At 43.4% G+C, this 20,502-nt stretch carries 17 protein-coding genes and 2 pseudogenes; 10 read left to right on the forward strand and 9 right to left on the reverse strand.

Features of this window, described 5'->3' with window-relative positions; all coding sequences use genetic code 11:
• Nucleotides 1-6 precede the first annotated feature (6 nt).
• Both V6N89_RS15180 and V6N89_RS15185 read right to left on the reverse strand, forming a co-directional pair.
• Nucleotides 7-852, reverse strand: a complete 846-nt coding sequence (locus V6N89_RS15180) for an XrtA system polysaccharide deacetylase (protein ID WP_338518285.1) — start codon at nucleotides 850-852, stop codon at nucleotides 7-9.
• A complete protein-coding gene (locus V6N89_RS15185) occupies nucleotides 849-2,261 on the reverse strand; it encodes a TIGR03013 family XrtA/PEP-CTERM system glycosyltransferase (protein WP_338518286.1) in 1,413 nt (470 codons plus the stop codon). The genes V6N89_RS15180 and V6N89_RS15185 overlap by 4 nt, the downstream gene beginning before the upstream one ends.
• A gap of 169 nt (nucleotides 2,262-2,430) precedes the next feature.
• On the opposite strand from V6N89_RS15185, the gene V6N89_RS15190 reads away from it, so the two are divergent.
• The 5 genes from V6N89_RS15190 to V6N89_RS15210 all read left to right on the forward strand — a co-directional run bounded on the left by V6N89_RS15190 (nucleotide 2,431) and on the right by V6N89_RS15210 (nucleotide 7,339).
• Nucleotides 2,431-3,057, forward strand: a complete 627-nt coding sequence (locus tag V6N89_RS15190; RefSeq protein ID WP_338518287.1) for an XrtA/PEP-CTERM system exopolysaccharide export protein — start codon at nucleotides 2,431-2,433, stop codon at nucleotides 3,055-3,057.
• An 18-nt stretch (nucleotides 3,058-3,075) separates the two neighbouring features.
• The gene (locus V6N89_RS15195) at nucleotides 3,076-3,732 is read left to right on the forward strand and encodes a hypothetical protein (protein ID WP_346992897.1); all 657 of its coding nucleotides are present in this window, start codon (nucleotides 3,076-3,078) and stop codon (nucleotides 3,730-3,732) included.
• Between the two features lie 169 nt (nucleotides 3,733-3,901).
• Nucleotides 3,902-4,636: a hypothetical protein gene (locus tag V6N89_RS15200; RefSeq protein ID WP_346992898.1), complete on the forward strand. Its 735-nt coding sequence runs from the start codon at nucleotides 3,902-3,904 to the stop codon at nucleotides 4,634-4,636.
• The gene (locus tag V6N89_RS15205; protein ID WP_338518290.1) at nucleotides 4,636-5,592 is read left to right on the forward strand and encodes an XrtA-associated tyrosine autokinase; all 957 of its coding nucleotides are present in this window, start codon (nucleotides 4,636-4,638) and stop codon (nucleotides 5,590-5,592) included. Before V6N89_RS15200 ends, V6N89_RS15205 begins: the two co-directional genes overlap by 1 nt.
• Nucleotides 5,573-7,339, forward strand: coding sequence for a hypothetical protein (locus V6N89_RS15210; protein ID WP_338518291.1), 1,767 nt, complete (start codon nucleotides 5,573-5,575; stop codon nucleotides 7,337-7,339). The genes V6N89_RS15205 and V6N89_RS15210 overlap by 20 nt, the downstream gene beginning before the upstream one ends.
• Before the next feature lie 32 nt (nucleotides 7,340-7,371).
• On the opposite strand, the gene V6N89_RS15215 is transcribed toward V6N89_RS15210, so the two are convergent.
• Nucleotides 7,372-8,442, reverse strand: a complete 1,071-nt coding sequence (locus tag V6N89_RS15215; protein ID WP_346992899.1) for an XrtA/PEP-CTERM system-associated ATPase — start codon at nucleotides 8,440-8,442, stop codon at nucleotides 7,372-7,374.
• 113 nt (nucleotides 8,443-8,555) lie between these two features.
• On the reverse strand, nucleotides 8,556-9,986 hold the full coding sequence (gene hldE, locus V6N89_RS15220) for a bifunctional D-glycero-beta-D-manno-heptose-7-phosphate kinase/D-glycero-beta-D-manno-heptose 1-phosphate adenylyltransferase HldE (RefSeq protein WP_338518293.1): 1,431 nt from the start codon (nucleotides 9,984-9,986) through the stop codon (nucleotides 8,556-8,558).
• Here hldE and V6N89_RS15225 point away from each other — a divergent pair.
• Nucleotides 9,985-10,365: a GIY-YIG nuclease family protein gene (locus V6N89_RS15225; RefSeq protein ID WP_338518294.1), complete on the forward strand. Its 381-nt coding sequence runs from the start codon at nucleotides 9,985-9,987 to the stop codon at nucleotides 10,363-10,365. The genes hldE and V6N89_RS15225 overlap by 2 nt on opposite strands.
• A 10-nt stretch (nucleotides 10,366-10,375) precedes the next feature.
• On the opposite strand, the pseudogene V6N89_RS15230 reads toward V6N89_RS15225, so the two are convergent.
• A pseudogene (locus tag V6N89_RS15230) lies at nucleotides 10,376-11,283 on the reverse strand (DUF350 domain-containing protein).
• A 93-nt stretch (nucleotides 11,284-11,376) separates the two neighbouring features.
• On the opposite strand from V6N89_RS15230, the pseudogene glnE reads away from it, so the two are divergent.
• Nucleotides 11,377-14,305: pseudogene (glnE, locus tag V6N89_RS15235) on the forward strand (bifunctional [glutamate--ammonia ligase]-adenylyl-L-tyrosine phosphorylase/[glutamate--ammonia-ligase] adenylyltransferase).
• A 57-nt stretch (nucleotides 14,306-14,362) separates the two neighbouring features.
• Here the strand turns inward: glnE and V6N89_RS15240 are convergent.
• From V6N89_RS15240 to V6N89_RS15255, 4 genes are all read right to left on the reverse strand, one after another.
• On the reverse strand, nucleotides 14,363-14,977 hold the full coding sequence (locus V6N89_RS15240) for a TcpQ domain-containing protein (RefSeq protein WP_338518295.1): 615 nt from the start codon (nucleotides 14,975-14,977) through the stop codon (nucleotides 14,363-14,365).
• Between the two features lie 156 nt (nucleotides 14,978-15,133).
• Entirely contained in the window at nucleotides 15,134-16,063 is a 930-nt protein-coding gene (gene lpxL / locus V6N89_RS15245) for an LpxL/LpxP family Kdo(2)-lipid IV(A) lauroyl/palmitoleoyl acyltransferase (protein ID WP_338518296.1), read from the reverse strand.
• Nucleotides 16,064-16,150: 87 nt separating this feature from the next.
• Nucleotides 16,151-16,408, reverse strand: a complete 258-nt coding sequence (locus V6N89_RS15250) for a DUF3081 family protein (RefSeq protein WP_338518297.1) — start codon at nucleotides 16,406-16,408, stop codon at nucleotides 16,151-16,153.
• A 132-nt stretch (nucleotides 16,409-16,540) separates the two neighbouring features.
• Nucleotides 16,541-17,092: an outer membrane beta-barrel protein gene (locus V6N89_RS15255; protein ID WP_338518298.1), complete on the reverse strand. Its 552-nt coding sequence runs from the start codon at nucleotides 17,090-17,092 to the stop codon at nucleotides 16,541-16,543.
• Between the two features lie 267 nt (nucleotides 17,093-17,359).
• Between V6N89_RS15255 and V6N89_RS15260 the strand changes: the two genes are divergently transcribed.
• The 3 genes from V6N89_RS15260 to V6N89_RS15270 all read left to right on the forward strand — a co-directional run bounded on the left by V6N89_RS15260 (nucleotide 17,360) and on the right by V6N89_RS15270 (nucleotide 20,464).
• Nucleotides 17,360-19,609, forward strand: a complete 2,250-nt coding sequence (locus V6N89_RS15260) for an acyl-CoA dehydrogenase (RefSeq protein WP_346992900.1) — start codon at nucleotides 17,360-17,362, stop codon at nucleotides 19,607-19,609.
• Between the two features lie 148 nt (nucleotides 19,610-19,757).
• Nucleotides 19,758-19,973: a hypothetical protein gene (locus tag V6N89_RS15265; protein WP_338518299.1), complete on the forward strand. Its 216-nt coding sequence runs from the start codon at nucleotides 19,758-19,760 to the stop codon at nucleotides 19,971-19,973.
• A gap of 8 nt (nucleotides 19,974-19,981) precedes the next feature.
• Entirely contained in the window at nucleotides 19,982-20,464 is a 483-nt protein-coding gene (locus V6N89_RS15270; protein ID WP_338518300.1) for a hypothetical protein, read from the forward strand.
• The last annotated feature ends 38 nt before the right edge of the window (nucleotides 20,465-20,502 follow it).

The raw sequence follows: 20,502 nt of genomic DNA on the forward strand, positions 1-20,502 counted from the left end.
ACACCACTACACCGTTTTTATATCGTAGGCTGCGCTCATTGTTGTCCAGTTATAGTCCTCTAAAAGTCGAACTACTTTCGACTCCATCTTTTTAAGATTGATGAAATGACGAAACTTAGACTTTAAATATGCTCCCTTAACACTGGGGTGTTGTTGATCTATTTCCCAAGGGTGAAAATAGAAGTTGTATGGCGCCGACTCATTAGCAAAAAAAGTTTCTATTCGGCGCTTCGAGTACCAGTATGGATATAGCCTAAAGAAGCCTCCCCCGCCTATTCCAATGTTTTTGCCCGACTTTTTGATTGTTGGAATTGGAATTTCCCAAAGCCCTTCAACTCTCTGGTATTTGAATCGAGGCCAATCGGGCACTCCATACAAATCATGTTCTATCGGGTATGTACTTGAGGAATATAAAAAACCAAGCTCTTTAACAATGTCAAAAGCCCACTCATTGGCGCTATTTATAGAAAAACTAGGAGCTCGATATCCATTAACGGCAACACCACCAATATCTTCTAGAATTTGCTTACTCGATCCAGCATCTTCTTTGAACTCTTCGGGCGTCATTGTCGACACTCTTCGGTGCGCAACACCATGACTTGCTAGCTCGTGGCCTTCGCTTACAATTCGCTTAATCAGTGATGGGCATTTTTGCGCTACCCATGCCAAAGTAAAAAACGTTGCTTTAACATTATGCTCTTCGAAAAGGTCTAACAGGCGATTTGTGTTGTGGTCAACTCTAAGTGGTGTTTTATCCCAATCATTTTGCGTAAAAACGTTTTCGAATGCTGATACTTGAAAGTAATCTTCAACATCCACCGTCATGGCGTTCAAACGACCATCTTTCATCATCGCCCCTTGCCAAATAAAACGACCTCTACGGTGCGCACTAAAATTAGGATATCTAAAAGCAAGCTCTGGTGCTTTACGTAATACAAATCAAACTTAAGCTTTTCCATTGAGTCTTCGACACTCGCTCCGTATGGATAGTTAAGCTGTGCCCATCCGGCCAACCCTGGCTTAACATTGTGACGTTGATTGTAATATGGCACTTCTCTTACCAATTGTTCGACAAACTGAGGGCGCTCAGGACGTGGACCGATGAACGCCATTTCACCTTTGATAACATTCCAAAGCTGGGGTAATTCATCAACGCGGTATTTCCGCATAAAATTACCAATACGCGTTGTCCTGCTGTCATTTGCAACAGCCCACTTGGCGCCAGTAGCCTCTGCATCTGAACGCATACTTCGAAACTTGATAATATTGAAAAGTTTTCCGTTTAGCCCTACGCGCTCCTGCTTATAGAAGATAGAGCCTCCGCCTTTTCTTCCATCATCAAGAAAAATACATACCGCGGCGACCAACATTATTGGCCAAACGAATAAAAAAATCACGAACGCCAAAAATGCATTTAGGCTATAATCTAAAGCATCTCTTAAGTAATTTTGTGATTGAAACCCGTTTGAATAAATTACCCAACTTGGGTACATAAGATTAACCACAATTTGACCCGTTTCACGTTCCATAAAATCGAGAAGCTCTGTGACTTCTATACCACGCAAACGACATTCAAATAGTACCTCTACAGGCAAAGTCCCTCTTCGCTGGTCACAGGCGATGATAATCTCTTCAATGTCGTTATCTAAAATGAATTGAAGGAAATTGTTCGCCATATTTACGTGGACAATTCTTTCTTTTTTGATGCCATCTTCTCTGTTGTCGCCAGGAAGAGGAATAAAACCCATGAGTTCGAAACCAATTCTGTCAACGTCTCTTCTCATTCGCTTTTCGATGATTGACGCTCTTTCACCAGCCCCTATAACAACAGTTCTGACCTTCCCTAAACCAAGCAAACCCAGCCTGTGCGTGAAATAACGAAAAACGACGATGACAATAATATTGAAGCCCACTACAACTGGCAGAAAATAGGAATCCATTACCAGTTCATCGAAAAAAGCGCGGCTTCCTAACTCTACAACGAAATAGCTTAAGCCAAGGCTGACAAATATTCGTCTAATGATTCCACGAAATGTCTCTCTCAATTTTGCTTCATATAAGCCTACAGACAGCGAGCAGACCAATACCGACACAGTGAACAAACCAACGTTCACTATCAGTTTTTCAGCCGATACAGTAGGTGAAAGGCCTAAGCTCGAGAGTACAAAATGGGAAATATAACCAACGTAAGCTATTAAACACGCTTCAGTAAAAACCAATACGTTAGATCTTTTCCTTTGTCTGCGTGTATTTTGCGCCACACTAAAACTCCGTTTCAAAAATTATCTATTGCCATCATAAAGTTTTTTAAAGCCGTAGACTAGAACTTATGTTGGCGTTATAGTTTTTACTAATGTAGTGTTTGATTGCTACACTTTGAATTTCTTATGAATCATAGAATATAACTAAACGAGCGCAGGACGAACTCTTATGCGATGCAGTAAGCCACTTGTTGCGATAACTATAGCTACGGCACTACTATCAGGATGTACTAATACTTCAACTCTACCAGAGGCGACTACAAGAGCATCGCTAACCACTGATGTTAATAATTATCAGTATTTGATTGGGCCGGGGGACAGACTAAATATCTTTGTTTGGCGTAACCCTGAACTGTCGACTCAAGTCGTCGTTCGCCCAGACGGAAAAGTCACAACGTCATTGGTTGAAGATTTAGACGTGGCGGGTAGAACGCCTACCATGCTCGCAAGAGAAATTGAAGATGCATTATCCACTTACGTGAATTCACCTCGAGTTACGGTTAGTGTTAACAATTTTTCGGGCCCACTTAGCGAGCAAGTGAGGGTTATCGGCGAAGCATCGCAGCCTAGAGCCGTCAATTACTCTGAACATATGACATTACTCGATTTAATGATATCGGTTGGCGGCCTCACCAATTTTGCAGACGGAAATGGTGCGAAACTAATACGTGTAGTAAATGGTAAAAAACGCGTTTTTGAATTAAACATCGACGATTTGATTCGAGATGGAGATATTACTGAAAACGTGGATATGCTGCCAGGCGATATCGTAATTATTCCAGAAGCGTGGTTTTAGGGATTAGATGTAGTAGTAATGCAAGAATTACAATCAATTGTTACATTAGCGTCTGATTACCTTAAAGGTATTTGGATAAAGAAGCGGTACGTTATTATCTGCAGTTGGCTAATTTGTCCTGCAGGTTTTTTATATGTGGCAAATCAACCTGACTATTACTCTTCGAATGCGACCGTTCACGTTGACACGCGCTCAATGTTGCAGCCTTTGTTAAGGGGCTTGGCTATTCAGACAAACAAGCAACAAGAAATACGGTTAATGGCCAGAACCTTTTTCACCCCTGACAACGTAGCCAAAATAGCTCGTAACTCAGACCTCGACCTCACTACCTCATCAGAGGCCCAGTTTGATGCGCTGGTTAACCGTTTAAAAAACACCATTCGACTTAACAGCACTCCTCGAGACAATATCTACAGAGTTTCATATACAAACCGAGACCCTGCTGTAGCACAACGTGTAGTTCAAGAAACGCTCAACCTATTTGTAGAAGGTGCGTTAGGTGACAACAGGCGTAATACTGACAGCGCCGAACGCTTCATTGATAACGAAATCGCAGAGTATGAAAATAGACTCATGGAGTCGGAACAGAGGCTAGCTGACTTCAAACGGAATTATTCTGATATTCTTCCTGTATCAGGTTCTTTCTATGGCTTAGTTAGAAGGAGAAAAAGGTAAACTTGCAAGTATTGAATTAGAAATAAAGCAAACTAAAAAGAGACTTGAAGCTTTTGCCAAACAATTAGCTAATGCCAAAAACCAGCTTTCAAATGGTAATTCTGAAAATGCTGGCTTTTCTACTCGTTATGACTCGAGAATTCGAGCTTTAGAACAAAAGCTTGATGAATTGTCGCTTCGCTTTACTGATCAGCATCCAGACGTGATAGAAACGAAAGAGCTAATAAAAGCATTAGAAGAACGTCGCAGTGAGGAGATAGCAGAACTTGTTGAAAACACTGGGGAGGAGCCAGTACCGCTCAACGCTTTGAGTAGGGATTTAAGTCTAGAGATGTCAAAGCTAGAGAGCCAGTTAGCATCGCAAACCGTTCAGCGCGACGACATTGCTTCTAGAATTTTAGAACTGCAGTCTAAAATTGATCTAGTTCCTCAAATTGAGGCTGAGTCTACTGCGCTAAATCGAGACTACGGCATCCTAAAGAGTAAATACAACTCACTTCTCAGCAGAAAAGAGTCTGCGGAGTTAGCCAAACGTGCCGAGCTATCTGGCGAAGACATTCAATTTAAAATACTACAGCCCCCAAAACTTCCAACTAGACCTGCAGGTCCAAAGCGTATCATTCAATACGTATTGGTATTGATTGCAGGCTTTGGTGCAGGTTTAGGTATTGCATTCATTATTAGCCAATTTTCGCCAGTATTATTCCGCTCATCTCAGCTTAAATCGATTACTGATTACCCTGTACTTGGCGTTGTGGGGCACCTGGAAATAAACAAAGTGAAGAAGCGTAATCGCTTCCGAATTTTGGTTTTTGCCATTTCATCTGGTGTTATTTTAATGATGTTTGCAGCCGTCATTGCTATAGACATAACTAATAAGACGATTCTGCAGGGGTTATTTTAGTGAAAAATACAATTGAAAAAGCACTGCAAAAACAAGCAGAAGAAAAGCAAGCAGAGCTTGAAAACGCTCCAGGTAAAGCAGGTGTTACACCATCGCCTAACTCAGAAGAGTCGAAAGAGGTAATGGCCAATACTGAAGACAATGCGGAGTCACAACCGTCAAATGCTGAAGCAAAGCATCCGAAACAAGCTCTAACCGAAACCGCTAACTATACTCAGAAGCCGAAGTACAAGCTAAACTTTTCACAACTTGAAGAGAAGGGTTTTGTTTCAACGACAGGTCAGCGCAAGCAAATTAATGAAGAGTATAGAGAAATAAAGCGTAAGCTACTATCGAATGCGTTTGGTCCAATTGCAAAGACGCTTCACAACAGCAACGTAATAATGGTTACAAGTGGCCGCCCTTCTGAAGGCAAAACTTTCACTGCAGCAAATTTGGCGCTAAGCATTGCATCTGAACAAGACAAGACCGTTCTTTTAGTTGATGCCGATGTCTTAAAACCGAATGTTTTAAGAACATTGGGTCTTGAGAGGCGAAAAGGTCTTATGGAATACCTAATGGGCGAAGTAGAGGAAGTTGCTGATGTTCTCTACCCTACCAACATAGATACGCTTAAGATAATACCAGCAGGTAAATTCGATCATAGGACTACAGAGTTATTAGCAAGCCAGAGAATGCATGAGACTATTGACGAGTTCGCCAATAGATACAAAGATCGTGTTGTTATTATAGACACACCGCCCCTCATTGGCATTACTGAGTCGGCTGTACTGGCTAACTTTGCGGGCCAGGCGGTTGTTGTAGTAGAAGAAGGTCGCTCAAAGCTTAACGACATCAAGTTCTCGATAGAGAGACTTAACCCTGAAATGGCAGTGGGCTTTGTTGTCAACAAGTCCGTCGACAGTAATTCACTAAATGGATATTATGGATATTACTATGCTGAAAGAAACGACTAAGCTACCAAGACTTTCAGTCACACGCGCTTTAGTATTGTCAATAATTGTTTTTTCACTGTCTACTCTTTCTTATGCTAATGATATCCGAATAAATGGCAGCGTAAGTGTTGAAGGGATATATAGAGATTCTGATAGCAACAACTCTCGATTCGACGAAACAGTAGGCCAAGTTGCTCCCACTTTTGGTATTTCTTATCAAAGCGCAAGAGTAAGCGCTAGGTTAAACGCTAGAGCAACTCACTTGGAGCGCGATAATAGCGATGCCTTGAACACTCAACGTAATACTTTTGGTAGCTATAATTACAATAGCCGAGTCGAATTACTAGAAAACCTTCTTTTTCTTACCGCGGATGGAGGATTCAGCTATCGCGATGGCAATCCTCTCAATTTTTTGACGTCTGATTTTGTAAACAACTCAGATAATCTAGTTAAGACAAGAACTAATAGCTTAGCCGCTAATGTGGTAACACAGAATAATAGGCGCTTCCTGGTCAACGGTGTAGCGCGCTTCTCACGAACGGAAACTGACAATACACAACGAAATGAAGGCAGGATTGAAGATAATAACTACTCTTTAACTGGAAGCATTCAAAGCAACTCTCTAAGAAGCAATGTGATTTGGGACGCGAGAGGCAGTTACATTGAAACGGAGCGTGGAGGAGCTAACCAGAACAGCCTGATGACTCGCAATTACTTAGCCAATGCTGAAATTAAAGTTTTCGATAATTTTGGCGCTTTTGTAACAACGTCTCACGATGCTTTTCAGAATGAAAGCCAAGATGGAAATGTCAATGTCCAACAGTTTTATAGCTACGGCGCGGGCATCACTTATAGACAAAATAGACAACGATTTTTGAGGCTTGCGTTCAATAAGCAGTTTGACTCGAATATAGACGTAGAATTGGCAGATGACCAGGACATCAATGATGACGACTACTTTTTGAGTGGCGAACTGAATTGGGCTATTTCGCAAAGAAGCTCGATTAGGGGGTTGTACACAAGAAGGTCAACAGGTAGAACTGGGCAGTTAGCTCTAAATTACAACACCCGACGCATTAGAGCCCGCGTTGACTACAATGACTCAGTAACGAGTTTCTCTCGTTTAATTTCATCACCAGAAAACTTAGGTGTATTTGTTTGTCAACAAGGCAGCAGTGATATCGCAGACTGCTTCCAGCCAGCTAGCTTAGACTACACTTTGGATGCAGATGAACAATTTGTTAATTTCTTATCCCCAAATTTTGAGGTATCTAACGAAGTTATTAATAGAGAGTCGCTTATTGCTCAAATAGGACTACAAGGTAGGCTTACAAACATTTCATTTAATACCCGGTATTCATTGGACTCTTTTATAGACTCAGGAAGACAGACTCGAACAATATCAGTTGGTTCTACACTTTCACATAATATTGGAGTCAGAAGCAGAGTATCCCTATCTGCTACATACGCTAGAATACAAAACAATTTGTCTGATACTGTAGGTCTTGATAGCGAGAATGATAATATTAATGCCTCGTTAGTGTTTACTCACTCCTTTCGCAGCCCATTAACTGCAAATCTGGGCATGTATTATATCGAGCGGGACGCTGGAGGCTCAATTAATCAGAACTTTGGTTTGCAAGAAAGAAGGCTACAGCTAACCATCAGATACACTTTCTTTAATAGAAATGGAGCAAGAAACCAAGGTGGCAACAACCAAAATAACGGTACACCGAATGTAGGCAATCAAAACGTGGGTGGTTTCTAACGCGACAATGGACAATTCAAGAAAGACACAACTCAGTTTGTGTCTTTCTTATCATCACTCTTCAATCTTACATACGTTTTAAACTTCTTTTTCATCAGCTTATCAACGTATTGCGTCATTTTTACTTTTTGTGAAATGGCATCGTCTAACGCGTCAACCAATTCAGCAAGCATATCTAGGTAGTACTTGGTATCGCGAATAACGTTACCTTTAGGCGTCATCACTGTTTTACTTTCAGGGCTATCTGCAAACCCCATATGCTCGGTAACTTCAGCGCCCGACACCTCAGGCTCAAACATCTCAGATTTTACTTCTTCGATAACTTCATTTACCGCATCTGCAGAAAAGGTCTCTAGCTCTTCAAGAAAGCCATAAAGCATGACGCGGTCCATCAGCGTGTTGATTTTCCGGGGTATGCCCCGTGTAAACATGTGAATGCGTTCATGGGCTTCGTCGCTAAACAGCTGAGAGCCGTTCCAGCCTGCGTGATGCAGACGGTAATCAATGTATTCTTTACATTCTTCAAGGGTCAACGGCGCCAAATAGCAAGACGCGACAATACGCTGTCTAAACTGCTCCATATTAGGCGCTTTCAAGATAGGTTGAAGCTCTTCTTGCCCCAATAAGAAGCTTTGAATAAGCGGTTTGCCATTAAGCTGGAAGTTACTCAACATGCGTAACTCTTCAATAGTCTCTAATGGCAGGTTTTGTGCCTCATCAACCAGCAGCAATGCACGACGTCCCGCTCGGTTTAAGTCGTATAAAAATATCTCTAACGCTTTTAGAATATCGGCTTTCGAGCGCCCTTCCGTAGCAATATCAAATTTCGCCGCAACCATTTTGACAAGTTCATCGGGCGATAGCTTTGGCGTCACTATTTGCGCCGCTGCAATATCGTCTTCAATTTCTTCAAGTAGACTGTTTGCTATTGTTGTTTTCCCGGTGCCTATTCCGCCGGTAATAACAATAAAACCTTCTGCTTGCGAAAGCCCATACTGCAAATAAGACATAGCGCGTTTGTGCCATTTACTGGCAAAGAAAAACGCTGGGTCAGGGGTTAACTGAAACGGTTTCGAGTTAAGTCCATAATAACTTTCGTACATGCAAAATTACCGTTGAATATCGTGATTAAAAAGCGCGCAGCTATAGTACCCAACTACGCGCTTATATCGAAGTGTTAAATGTGCGCATATGATGATTTTGCGCAATTCATAAATTAGCCAAGTTTATTTTTGGTGATGCGTTCGATGATCCCTGTTGTCGAAACACCATCTTCAAAACTCAATACTTTAACTTCACCGCCATTCGCGAGAACTTCTGTTCCACCCGCGATGTCGTCTATTTTATAGTCGCCCCCCTTTACCAACACATCGGGTAGCAAGCGTGCAATGAGACGTTGAGGCGTATCTTCTTCAAAAGGTACTACCCAATCGACCGCACTTAACCCAGCTAATACTGCCATGCGACGATTAACATTGTTCACAGGACGGCCAGGGCCTTTCAACGCAGTTACTGACGCATCAGTATTTACGGCAACAATAAGTCTATCGCCAAGCTGTGCAGCTTCTTCTAGGTAGGCAACGTGGCCTGAATGTAAGATGTCAAAACAGCCATTCGTCATCACTACCCGCTCGCCTCGCGCTTTTGCCGCTTTTAGGGCAATGGCAAGTTGGTCTTCTGTCATCACGCCGCCATCTAAATGAACAGATTGCTCGCCAAGCGCCAGCGCAAGTTCAGTGTTTGATACAGATGATGTACCTAGCTTACCAACCACAACGCTAGCCGCTAGGTTTGCCAGTACACATGCTGCTTGCAAAGGCAGTTGGCATGCCATGGCCACCGCAAGCGTTGACACAACAGTATCGCCCGCCCCGGTAACGTCATACACTTCTTTAGCTTTTGCTGGTAAATGAAATTCAGTATTGTCACTTTCAAACAAGGTCATGCCGTCTTCTGAGCGAGTCACCAACAGCGCATCTATGGCCAGGTCACTTTTAAGTGCCGTCGCTTTTTCTACTAGCGCTTTTTCATTTTCTACTTCGCCTACAATGCTGCGCAGCTCATCCATGTTAGGCGTAATAATGGTAGCCCCAGCATACTTTTTGAAGTTGCTTCCTTTCGGGTCAACGACAACGCGTTTTCCCTTAGCTCTTGCTCGCGCAATTAGGGTTTGAGGGTTGCTCAAGCAGCCCTTTGCGTAATCGCTAAGAATGACCACATCTGCGTTGTCTAGCGCGTTATCAAACGCCGCTTCAAGTTCCTGCTTGCCCGTATCGGCGAAGCTCTTCTCGAAATCGAGTCTTAGCAACTGTTGGTTGCGACTCATTACACGCAGCTTTGTAATAGTGTCAAAACCAGGTACCGCAAGAAACTTGCATTTAATATCGTAGGTTTGCAGGCGCTCTTTCAGTATGCGTGCATTGTCGTCTTCACCGCACATTCCTAGCAGAGTAACCTCTGCCCCTAAGGTTGCTGCATTCACAGCCACATTGGCAGCGCCGCCAGGGCGGTCTTCAGCATTGTTCACATTCACCACGGGGACGGGGGCTTCTGGTGAGATGCGTCCCGTACCACCGCTCCAATAGCGGTCTAACATCAGGTCGCCAACAATAAGCACTTTTGCTTTTGTAAAATCTGGTAATATCATGCTGAAAATAACTTTTAAGACATTGAGAACATTGGCACAGAGTATAACAGCCAACACGGGCAATACCCACAGCAGCGAGGCAAATAACCCTTGGTACCTCTACCTGGTAGAGAACAAATTAGGGCAATTGTATACGGGAATAACTACCGACCCAACGCGAAGAATTGCTCAGCATCGAGGTGAACTAAAAGGCGGTGCAAAAGCACTAAAAGGAAAGTCACCTTTAACGTTCCGTGCTATTTTTGAAGTTGAAAATAAGTCGCAAGCGGCAAAACTAGAAGCCTTTGTGAAAAGCTTAAGTCGCGCTCAAAAGGACAAGGTCATCGCACTGAGCATGCTTAATGACCTGCCCTGTATTAAGTCAAAATTTCTTACTTAGCCGCCCTAACTTAGCCGCCTAAGATAGCGTTAATAATCATTGCGTTGCCAATACTTAATGTAAAGCCAAGCGCTGCAACGCCTACGTTATGTTGCTGATCTACTTCTTGGCGGTAGTTCATACCAAACAGAATAATTTTCTTACTCACCAACACTAATATATGTAAGGCAATAGCCATACATACGCTAACAATCAACCACCCGGTTACGTTGCTCACGTACCCTGACGGTGAATAAATAAGTAAATTCTTTGCCGCCGACACTATCATTGCCGTGCCCAGCAAATTCCCCGTATGTTCAATCGCAAGGGCTAACTGCCCTTTTTCCAGTGCACCTTGAAACGAGTCGTTTTGATTATCTTTGGCGTACCTAAATTCTAAGATCCGAGTCATAACAAGCAGCATGGTTAGCACTACAGAGAAGCTGAGTAACAATTGCGATCATCGCATTCATATCACTTCCATCTACCCACAGCATAATGTTACGAAGTACTATGGCGCTGGCTACCAAGCTGCCAGCGTCAACAAGTGCAACACTTACACTGCGCTCTGCAATCATTTCATGCGTGTCGATGCGATTAAGTACTAGCTTGTCGTGAGCAAACCGTCCTAACTTCACAAGAAGAATGCCCACAGCGCCGAAGGTTACCATGCCAATGGCAGCTTCTTGGTAACCTACTCCCACGTGCCGACCAACCACCGAACTCAATACTATGCAAAGAGATAGCATGCCGCTAAGCTATGCTTATCCCAAAAGCAAAATTGTCTTTTACACCCAGCTCCTCAGTAACTGAATATTTGCGAAGGGCGCCCGTTAGCCACTTCATAATCATCAACAGTACTAGCGCAATACCCACATCCATTGCCAAATAAATCAACAACTCTTGTGATAGAGGTACTAGTTTTACTAAGGCTTCCACGTTATCTTTGCTCCCTGAACCTGTTTGGTTCGTGTGTTTTTATTGAAGGCCTATCGCCTTCTTTCGGCTACTTTTAAGTGATAAGCGAGTATTATGCCAATAGACAGCCAAAATAGCATGACAAACGTAGAACACGGCGAAAAATTGTGGCAGCAATTGTTGTCAGCGTGCGACGCTAACAATACTGGTGAAACTGCTCACCTCATACAACACGAAGCCGAATTAAAACGTGTGTTTTCTCGCTCTTATTTTGTTGCCGACACGCTTATCAAATGCCCACAGTTTATCGAGCGCGTAACACAGCCTGCGCCACTTAATAACCACGACGCGTTTTATACCTCTGCACTCAATGAACGGCTTCTTAAGGTTGAAAATGAAGACCAGCTTATGAGTGTGCTGCGTCATTTTAGAAACAAAGAAATGGCGTGCATAACGTTTAACGACGTATTGAATAAACAGTCAATAGAAGACTCGTTAAAACAAGTTTCTGCGCTTGCCGACGCGTTAATTTGCGGTGCCTATCATTGGCTTTATCAAAATTTAGCACTACGCTACGGAAAGCCTGTCTCTCAGTCTGTTGATATGCATATGTATATTCTGGGTATGGGCAAGCTTGGTGGGCGAGAGCTCAACTTTTCTTCTGATATCGACCTTATATTTGCGTACCCCGAAAAAGGAAGCACAGAAGGTGGTCGAAAGCCAATTGAGAACCAACAATTTTTTACCAAGCTAGCGCAGAAGCTTATTCAAGCTCTGAACAAAATAACCAACGACGGGCAAGTGTATCGTGTCGATATGCGCCTGCGGCCATTTGGAGATTCAGGGCCCCTTGTTATGCATTTTGCTGCCTTAGAGGACTACTACCAAGACCAAGGTCGACATTGGGAACGTTTTGCGATGGTAAAAGCGAGGGTCATAAACGATGACGATTCGAGTAACGCAAAGTGGTTAAAGAGCATTCTGCATCCCTTTACCTTCAGACGCTATTTAGACTTCACAACGTTAGACGCGCTACGCAATATGAAAAAACTTATTGCCACCGAGATTCGACGACGTCGCCTTAGCAACAATATAAAATTGGGTGCAGGCGGTATCCGCGAAGTCGAGTTTTTTGCGCAAAGCTTTCAGTTAATTCACGGTGGAAGAGAACCATCCCTTCAAAGTAAGTCACTACTCACTACCCTTTCAGCGCTTAATGAAATAGGTACCGTAGAGCAAAGTGTTACTGACGAACTAAAAGCAGACTATTTGTTTTTACGTAAAGTTGAACATACTCTTCAGCAGTATAACGACCAGCAAACGCAAACACTTCCTGATGCTCATGAGCAGCAGCAAGCGCTCATTGACGTAATGGGTTTTGAAAGTTACCCCGCATTCTACGGTGAACTTGAAGCCATAATGGCTAGAGTGCATCGCCATTTCAATGAGCTTGTAGAAGAATCCCATGAATCTCACGACGAAGAAGACGCCCTGTTTTCAGCATGCCAAGATGCTTGGCGACTGTCCCTGCAAGAAGATGAGTTTGTTGATGCATTTTGCGAGCATTTATCAAAAACAGAAATTAAGGGCATTTTCGAGACGCTATATGAATTCAAAGAAAAGCAACGTCATTACAGAATGGGCCAAAAAGGCGAGGACACACTAAACAAACTATTGCCTGAGATTTTGTATGTATTGGTTGTACAACACCCCACCAATTCAATACACGTTTTAAAGCGTATTCTCGGTGTTATTGAAGCTATTACTTAGCCGCACGACCTACTTAGACTTACTTCTTGAAAATCCTGACGTGTTAAAACAGCTGGTTCGACTTTGCGAGCGAAGCGAATGGATAGCCCAAGAGATCAAACGCTTTCCGCTTTTATTGGATGAGCTGCTTACACCTTTATATTTGGGTCAGCAAAATACAGATATTGTCACTAGCAAAGCAGAATACGAGCAAGAGCTTAGAGAAACTATGCTTCGCGTGGAGCAAGATGATGTTGAGATGCTCATGGACACGTGGCGACAGTTCAAGCTATGCCAGCAGCTTCGAATTGCCGCTAGCGATATTAGCGATTCATTACCCATTAATAATGTCAGTGACAAGCTTACAGCGTTAGCAGAAGTCATCATGCATAGTGTGGTGAATGCGGCGTGGACGCAGATGCAAACACGGTACGGTATTCCGCGTCATATACAAGAATCGCCTGAGACAGATGTAACAGAAAACCGAAAAGGTTTTGCTGTCATTGGGTATGGCAAACTTGGCGGCTACGAACTTGGCTATGGGTCTGATCTGGATTTAGTGTTTCTTCATAATGCGCCAAGAGGAAGCACAACCGACGGCAAGAAATCGATTGAGTCTCAGCAATTCTATATAAAGCTGGCGCAGCGCATTATGCATTTGTTAAACACCAAAACGTTATTTGGCCAGCTTTACGAGACCGACTTACGGCTACGTCCATCCGGTAACGCCGGACTATTGAGCTGTCATATTGATGGCTTTGAGAAATACCAAAAAGAAGAAGCCTGGACATGGGAGCATCAAGCACTCGTCAGAGCACGTGCAATCTGCGGCGACCAAGACTTAATTCAAGATTTTAATCGAGTCCGAAATACGATTTTACGTCAACCAAGAGACAAGCAGCAACTGGCAGAAGACGTTTGTAAAATGCGAATAAAAATGCGTGAACATTTATTGTCAAACAACACCGACAAGGTCGATTTAAAACAATGCGTGGGCGGAATCACTGACATAGAATTTATGGCGCAATACTGGGTGCTCGCCCACTCACACGATGCAGAGGCGCTTACCGTATATCCTGACAATTTACGAATTTTTGATGCGGTGACGACTTCGGGACTGGTGGATGAAAAAACCGCGCATAAGCTTCAAAAAGCGTACTTAGCGCTGCGTGAACAATACCACCACTTAACGCTTGCTGATACCAAATATGCTGATCAAACCGAAGAATTAGAAGATATAAGAGCGAAAGTAACTACTTACTACAATACATTGTTTAGTCATTGCGCCACGTAAAATGTGGCGCTGTAAGAAAGACGTTTTTTCCAAGCGACTAACTGTGCGTGAACATTGTTATCGCACCAACTGACAGTTCTCTGTAAGGAACTCCGTTTTTGTTTCAGTAACAATTAATGAACGCTGATTTGGGCACATGTATACCCTTACCTTGCCCTCAAAGTTACTGTCTATTGCATTGGCGATATTAGCTAGCGATCCCGCAACCGTGTTCTCTAACTGAAATTGATACTTGATGACGAAGTCTTGTTCAAGGTTCCAAATAACCTGCATGCCTTCAGCTTGGGCATACTGAGAAATGACTTCACGCAGCGTACTGCCTTCTTTAAAACTGCGATATTTGTGTTCACCCGTCCAGCTATCTGCAACCGGGCGAGTTTGGCTCGACATATTCGCCAGCTTGCTATCAAGTTCTGGGTCAACCCCTTCAATATCAAGCACAAAGTCACCCTGCTCTTCTTCTTCTGGTGACGTTGAAGAACTTAAATAATCACGATAGAAATTCCCTAGACCGCTTGCAACGCTCTTTTCTTCCACTTGCGATTCAGGTACTGGCTGCGTATCTTGATTCTGTAACAAATAAATGAGCAGGCCTGCTATTAGTACAAGCGCTACCGCCAGCCCAATTTGCTTTGCCCAGAATGAGGAACTTGAATACCCTGTTTGCGCCATAGTCCGTTTTTACCTACTGCAAAATAGTAATGTGAATAACCGTGTGTCGAAGTAAAAACATAAGACACCTTTTTGTATAGTTTAGCCGAATTGCCTCTACAGACACATTATCCAATTTATCTAATTAGCCTAATAAGCAAATCGAAACCCTTACCCCTAATCATAAAGTGACGCAGGGTTGTCTGTAGGTCGTGTTTTGAAACGCTTGTGCATCCATAAATAGCTTTCAGGCTGCTCTTTAACGGCGGCATCAATATGTTCGTTAAGGCGCGTTAGCGCTTCAGCATCTTCCATCTCGCCTAAACCATCTAGCGCTGGAAAAAATTTAAGCTTATAACCGCGTTTGGTGTATTGCGATGTTATGAGAATCGGCTCGCAATCACTTCTTCTTATAAACATTAACGTTGCTGTTGTGGTTGCCGTTTCTTTTACGCCACCAAAGGGGACAAAAATGCTCTGCTTAGGTCCATAGTCTTGGTCTGGCAAATACAAACACAGTTCTTTGTCTTCAAGTGCCGCGAGCAGCGCTTTTGCATTGCGCTTATCTATCATATATTTGTTAGAACGATTGCGTCCGTGATACTGCAGATAGTCAACAAGCGGGTTGTTGTGCTTTCTGTAAAAAGCGATGCTGGGGTGGAAGAACCCAATACCACGACAAGCAAATTCTAGGTTCATGTTGTGCAGCGCCATGCCAAAGACACCTTTTCCCTTGGCGAAAGCCGCTTCAACGTGTTCCGCCCCTTCTATTTCAAAAGCACGCTTTATACGCCATGAAGGCCACCACCACCCCATCGCGGTTTCAAATAGCGCCATCCCTGTTCTGCGGATATTTTCTTTAAATAGAGTATCGACTTCCGCTTCACTTAGTGAAGGGTTCCAAAGCTCGAGATTTCTTTTAGCTACGCGCGCTCTTTTAGGCACAATCAACGCAATAAGCCGTCCTGCACCAGCGCCAATGCGGCGTATTATTGGCAATGGCAGCCAAGTAATCACATACAAAATGAACACGCCAAGCCACACGGGCCAAAATTTAGGACCAAGAAACGCCAGTTTAAATGTGGGAGCTTTTATTGCCGCAGCCAATGTCGAAATCCTTATAATACTCGGGCTGCATAGTGTATCAGAAGGAGTTATGGGGGGCTATTGAATGCACGCGCGCAGAGCACGTACTTAGTAAGTCTTGTCGATTTGCTTCAGTTTCTTTTCAAATGACTCGTAATGCTCACGGCTATCATAGTCAAAATGATACTGATTGTGGAATCCAAACTGTAGCTTCACGTTTACGTCTTCAATGTAAAGTGTATAACCATCGTGATCGGTAAAAGCGGTTATGCCCAGTAATTGGTATTGGTCGTTTTCTTTGTTACCGTGCTGGCGAATTTTATCGAATACTTGAAGAAGAAACTTGCTGTCGAGTTCGTTTTTCATAATCAATCCTTTATTGTCACGTGCTTATTTGTACACGCTCTTACTCAATTTGGATTTACATATAACGATATCTTGATGATCTAGCGAAAGCGCATGCAGTTATTAATGCAAAGCGCCTGCTAATATTATTACCTAGAAGTTATAGCGAAACCCTAAGTTTACGATGTGTGCAGAAAAGTCATCTTTGCCACCAAAATAGGTGTACTCAACCCTAAGCATTGACTGATAACCCAGATGATAATCGAAACCAAGGCCCGCCATTCCCGCAATAACACTTTCGTCATATCCGCAGAAATCAATTGACTCGCCGCAAACATCTGTTGAAGTAAAAGTCTGTTCTATATCAATGCTCGCAATACCTAGTTTGTAGTACAGCTCACCATCAGTACTGCTAGCCTTTCCGAGCAACGCTAAATAGGGTCCGCTGCTAGAAAGTGATTGGTCATCATTGTCCGCATCTATCAGTGAAATATAGCCACCTTCTACATACCATTGACGATGAAATTGGTATCCAAGAGCAGCTGAGTAGCTCACATCACTTTCGCTATCGAATTCGGTGTCGACATTTCCATATCCTACATTTACAACCGCATAACTCTCAGCACTCACGTTTGCTGTAAACATTGTCGCTACAGCAATGCCAAAACCTAGTGATTTAGACAGTGTGCTTATCTTCTTAACCATTAACTTGCTTCTCCATGTAATCAAGCGACAACTATAAAAGAGAATGGCGGGAAATCAAATAACTGACACCGCTTTGTTGTTAGCTCATTCTTATTGAAAGATTAAATTGGCGTAATATTAAACGATTGTTTGAATTAATTTCCCCTCTACCTGTCTTATCTTATGAGTAAGTTAATGAATATTAATTAATTTTTACAAAATTTGATCTTTTTCAAATCTGGTGTAGTATTAATATACACAACTGGTCAGATGAGCGGATGAGTTATTATGAGTATCAGAACTAGCTTAAAGAAAGTATTACCCCCAATTTCAATCACAGAACAAGAAGCCCTAGATGCGGGTGACGTGTGGATTGAATCTTCTATTTATCAGGGTAAGCCTGACATGCAGGCACTACGCGATATCCCTCAGGCAAAACTGAGCGCAGAAGAACAAGCATTCATGGACGGTCCAGTAACTGAACTACTGAACATGGTCGATGACTTCGAACTAGGCAACGGCAAGCATATTCCTCAGGAAATTCTAGATTTCCTAGGTAAAAACCGTTTCTTCTCAATGATCATTCCAAAGAAATTTGGTGGTCTTGAATTTAGCCCATATGCAAACTCGACGATTGTTGCAACGATTGCAGCTAAAAGTGGCGCGATCGCGGTAACCGTAATGGTTCCTAACTCGTTAGGCCCAGGCGAGCTACTAATGCATTATGGTACTAACGAGCAACAAGATTATTGGCTACCTCGCCTTGCTGACGGCCGCGATATTCCGTGCTTCGCGCTAACAAGCCCCGAAGCAGGTTCAGACGCAGGTGCAATTCCTGACGCAGCTATCGTAACGAAAGGCGAATACAACGGCGAAGAAGTACTTGGTCTACGCGTAAGCTGGGACAAGCGTTATATTACGCTTGCACCAATTGCGACGGTACTTGGTCTTGCGTTTAAAGTATTCGACCCAGACCAACTTCTTGGTGACAAACTAGAGCTGGGTATTACTTGTGCTCTTCTACCTAAGTCACACCCAGGTGTTGAACTTGGTAACCGTCACGACCCAATGGGCGTACGTTTCTATAACGGTACTACTCGTGGTCAAGACGTGTTTATTCCAATGGACTTTATTATCGGTGGACAGAAGAACATCGGTCGCGGTTGGCAGATGCTAGTAAGCTGTCTTGGTGCAGGTCGTGGTATTTCACTTCCAGCAATGGGCGTGGCAACTGCGCAGTCAGCATTTAAAGGCACGGTTGAATATTCATTTGTACGTGAGCAATTTGGTCTTCCAATTGGTCGCTTCGAAGGTATTCAAGAGAAAATGGCAGACATTGCTGGTAAGACATTCTTGCTAGAAGCGATGCGTGTGCTAACAACCGAAGGTCTAGGCCTAGGTGTTAAGCCATCTGTTGTGACGGCTATCGCGAAGTATCACATGACTGAACTAGGTCGTGATGTAATGAACTCTGCAATGGATATCCAAGCAGGTAAAGCGATTCAGCGCGGTCCACAAAACACATTGGTAAGCGGCTACGCAGCATTGCCTATCGCTATTACGGTAGAAGGTGCAAACATTCTAACGCGTAACCTAATGATCTTCGGTCAGGGCGCAATGCGTTGTCACCCTTACCTGAAAGACATGGTTGACCTAATTCACAGCAACGAAAGTTCTGCTGATAAAGAGTTCAACAAAGTGCTTCGTAAGACTGTAGGTTTTAGTGTAAACAACGCGTTCCGTAGCTTCGGTAAGGCATACCTTCCGTTCCTACGCGGCAGCGAGTCTGCTCTTCCAGAAGTACGTAGGTACGAGAAGCGCGTTAACAGCATCTCTGCGAAACTTGCACCACTAGCTGACCTGTCACTTGCGGTACTTGGTGGTGACTTGAAGAAAGCTGAGCTTCTATCTGCTCGTTTAGGTGATGTAATGAGCTACCTATACGGCGCGATGGCTGCAATTCGTTTCTACGAGCAGCGCATTGAAGATAGAAAACTTGCACTTCCATACTTTGAGTATGCGATGCAGTGGTCACTACAACAAGCTGAACAGGCAATTGTTAATTTCATCAACAATTTCCCGAACACAGCAACACGCGGTCTTATGCGTCTGCTAACAAACACGTACTCTAACAGCGTTGCTGGTATCAGTGATGACCTAGTGCGTGAGCTGTCAATTGCATCTATGCAAGACAACAGCGTTAAGGCACAGCTAACGCACCTTGTGCGCGTAAGCCCAGGTGACGGTAACGATATTAACGAGCAGGCGTTTAAAGCTAAGCACGCTGTTGCTCACCTTCTTGGTAAAGTGCAAAAAGCACTGCGCAAAGAGCTAGTTGTACCGTTTATCTCTTTCGAGCACGCGCTTAACAAGCTTCAAGAGAAAGGTGTGGTTAATGCCGATGAAGCAGCGAAGCTTCACGACTATAACGAAAAACGCAAACTTGCAGTACGTGTAGACGAATACACATTTGATATGGAACTTGTTCCAGCGTCACAAACGCTTAAAGCGATTGATGGCGGTCAAAGCGCAGCTTAATTGAAACACCAACGAAAAAGCCCCGACCAAGGTCGGGGCTTTTTTTGGCTTCAGTTTATAACGCCCATCCATCGCATTCGTTTGGACATTTGCGACATTCTGGACTACTTTGAAGATGCGTGTTTTTTCGATTTTCAGGGAAGTAAACGTGAAACCTACGTTACGCAACATGGCCTTGGCAGTTATCAGTCTCTTATTATTTATCTCAGTCACCTTCGCAGACGAAGACAGATTTATTATCGGTTATGTCAGCCACCCGCGCGTCACGCAATTTTATAAGCCGCTTATGGAGCAAGTGTATGCTGATATTGGTATTAAAGCAGAATTTGTAGAAGTGGGTGGCGAAAGGGCCTGCGGCTGCTAGATGAAGGCATGACCGATGCCGATGTTATTCGCTATAACGTTGTAGCAACACCTGATAACAACGTTATCGCCATAGAGCCCGCCTTTTCAATTGGCGCGTCTTTTTTACTTTGTATTCGCAATGCGATATGCAATAAAGATGTAACCTATAACCCTACTAATGCAATTGCAGTAACTACACGATTTTTCTCAAACGTAGGCGAAGCCAAGGCGAACATCACAGCGAATATTTTTGAATTCGATGATTTCAACCATGTGCTAGAACTACTCATTAACGGTAGATTCGACTACGCTATCTTACCCAGTGACTTTACACAAAATAGCGTATTCGAAAAGCAGGGCATTGAATTTGTGCCCATTGTCGAACACAGACTCGTGCACGTCATTAATAAACGGCATGCTTATCTTTATAGCGCGCTTTCAAACGCTATTGCAAAGAGATTGGCGGAACTTGAAAGGGACGACGATCAACAAACTGACCTACCGAATTGACTCCATAGAAAGACGGAAGGAACAAAGTATTAGAAAAA

The organism is Alteromonas gracilis, assembly GCF_036870955.2.
GTDB classification, from domain to species: domain Bacteria; phylum Pseudomonadota; class Gammaproteobacteria; order Enterobacterales; family Alteromonadaceae; genus Alteromonas; species Alteromonas gracilis_A.

Excerpts from the sequence above, each read along its gene's own strand:
- V6N89_RS15180 (WP_338518285.1), bottom strand. The coding sequence starts at position 852 with ATGATGAAAGATGGTCGTTTGAACGCCATGACGGTGGATGTTGAAGAT.
- V6N89_RS15190 (WP_338518287.1), top strand. The coding sequence starts at position 2,431 with ATGCGATGCAGTAAGCCACTTGTTGCGATAACTATAGCTACGGCACTA.
- V6N89_RS15195 (WP_346992897.1), top strand. The coding sequence starts at position 3,076 with ATGCAAGAATTACAATCAATTGTTACATTAGCGTCTGATTACCTTAAA.
- V6N89_RS15210 (WP_338518291.1), top strand. The coding sequence starts at position 5,573 with ATGCTGAAAGAAACGACTAAGCTACCAAGACTTTCAGTCACACGCGCT.
- V6N89_RS15215 (WP_346992899.1), bottom strand. The coding sequence starts at position 8,442 with ATGTACGAAAGTTATTATGGACTTAACTCGAAACCGTTTCAGTTAACC.
- V6N89_RS15225 (WP_338518294.1), top strand. The coding sequence starts at position 9,985 with ATGCTGAAAATAACTTTTAAGACATTGAGAACATTGGCACAGAGTATA.
- hldE (WP_338518293.1), bottom strand. The coding sequence starts at position 9,986 with ATGATATTACCAGATTTTACAAAAGCAAAAGTGCTTATTGTTGGCGAC.
- V6N89_RS15240 (WP_338518295.1), bottom strand. The coding sequence starts at position 14,977 with ATGGCGCAAACAGGGTATTCAAGTTCCTCATTCTGGGCAAAGCAAATT.
- V6N89_RS15250 (WP_338518297.1), bottom strand. The coding sequence starts at position 16,408 with ATGAAAAACGAACTCGACAGCAAGTTTCTTCTTCAAGTATTCGATAAA.
- V6N89_RS15255 (WP_338518298.1), bottom strand. The coding sequence starts at position 17,092 with ATGGTTAAGAAGATAAGCACACTGTCTAAATCACTAGGTTTTGGCATT.
- V6N89_RS15260 (WP_346992900.1), top strand. The coding sequence starts at position 17,360 with ATGAGTATCAGAACTAGCTTAAAGAAAGTATTACCCCCAATTTCAATC.
- V6N89_RS15270 (WP_338518300.1), top strand. The coding sequence starts at position 19,982 with ATGACCGATGCCGATGTTATTCGCTATAACGTTGTAGCAACACCTGAT.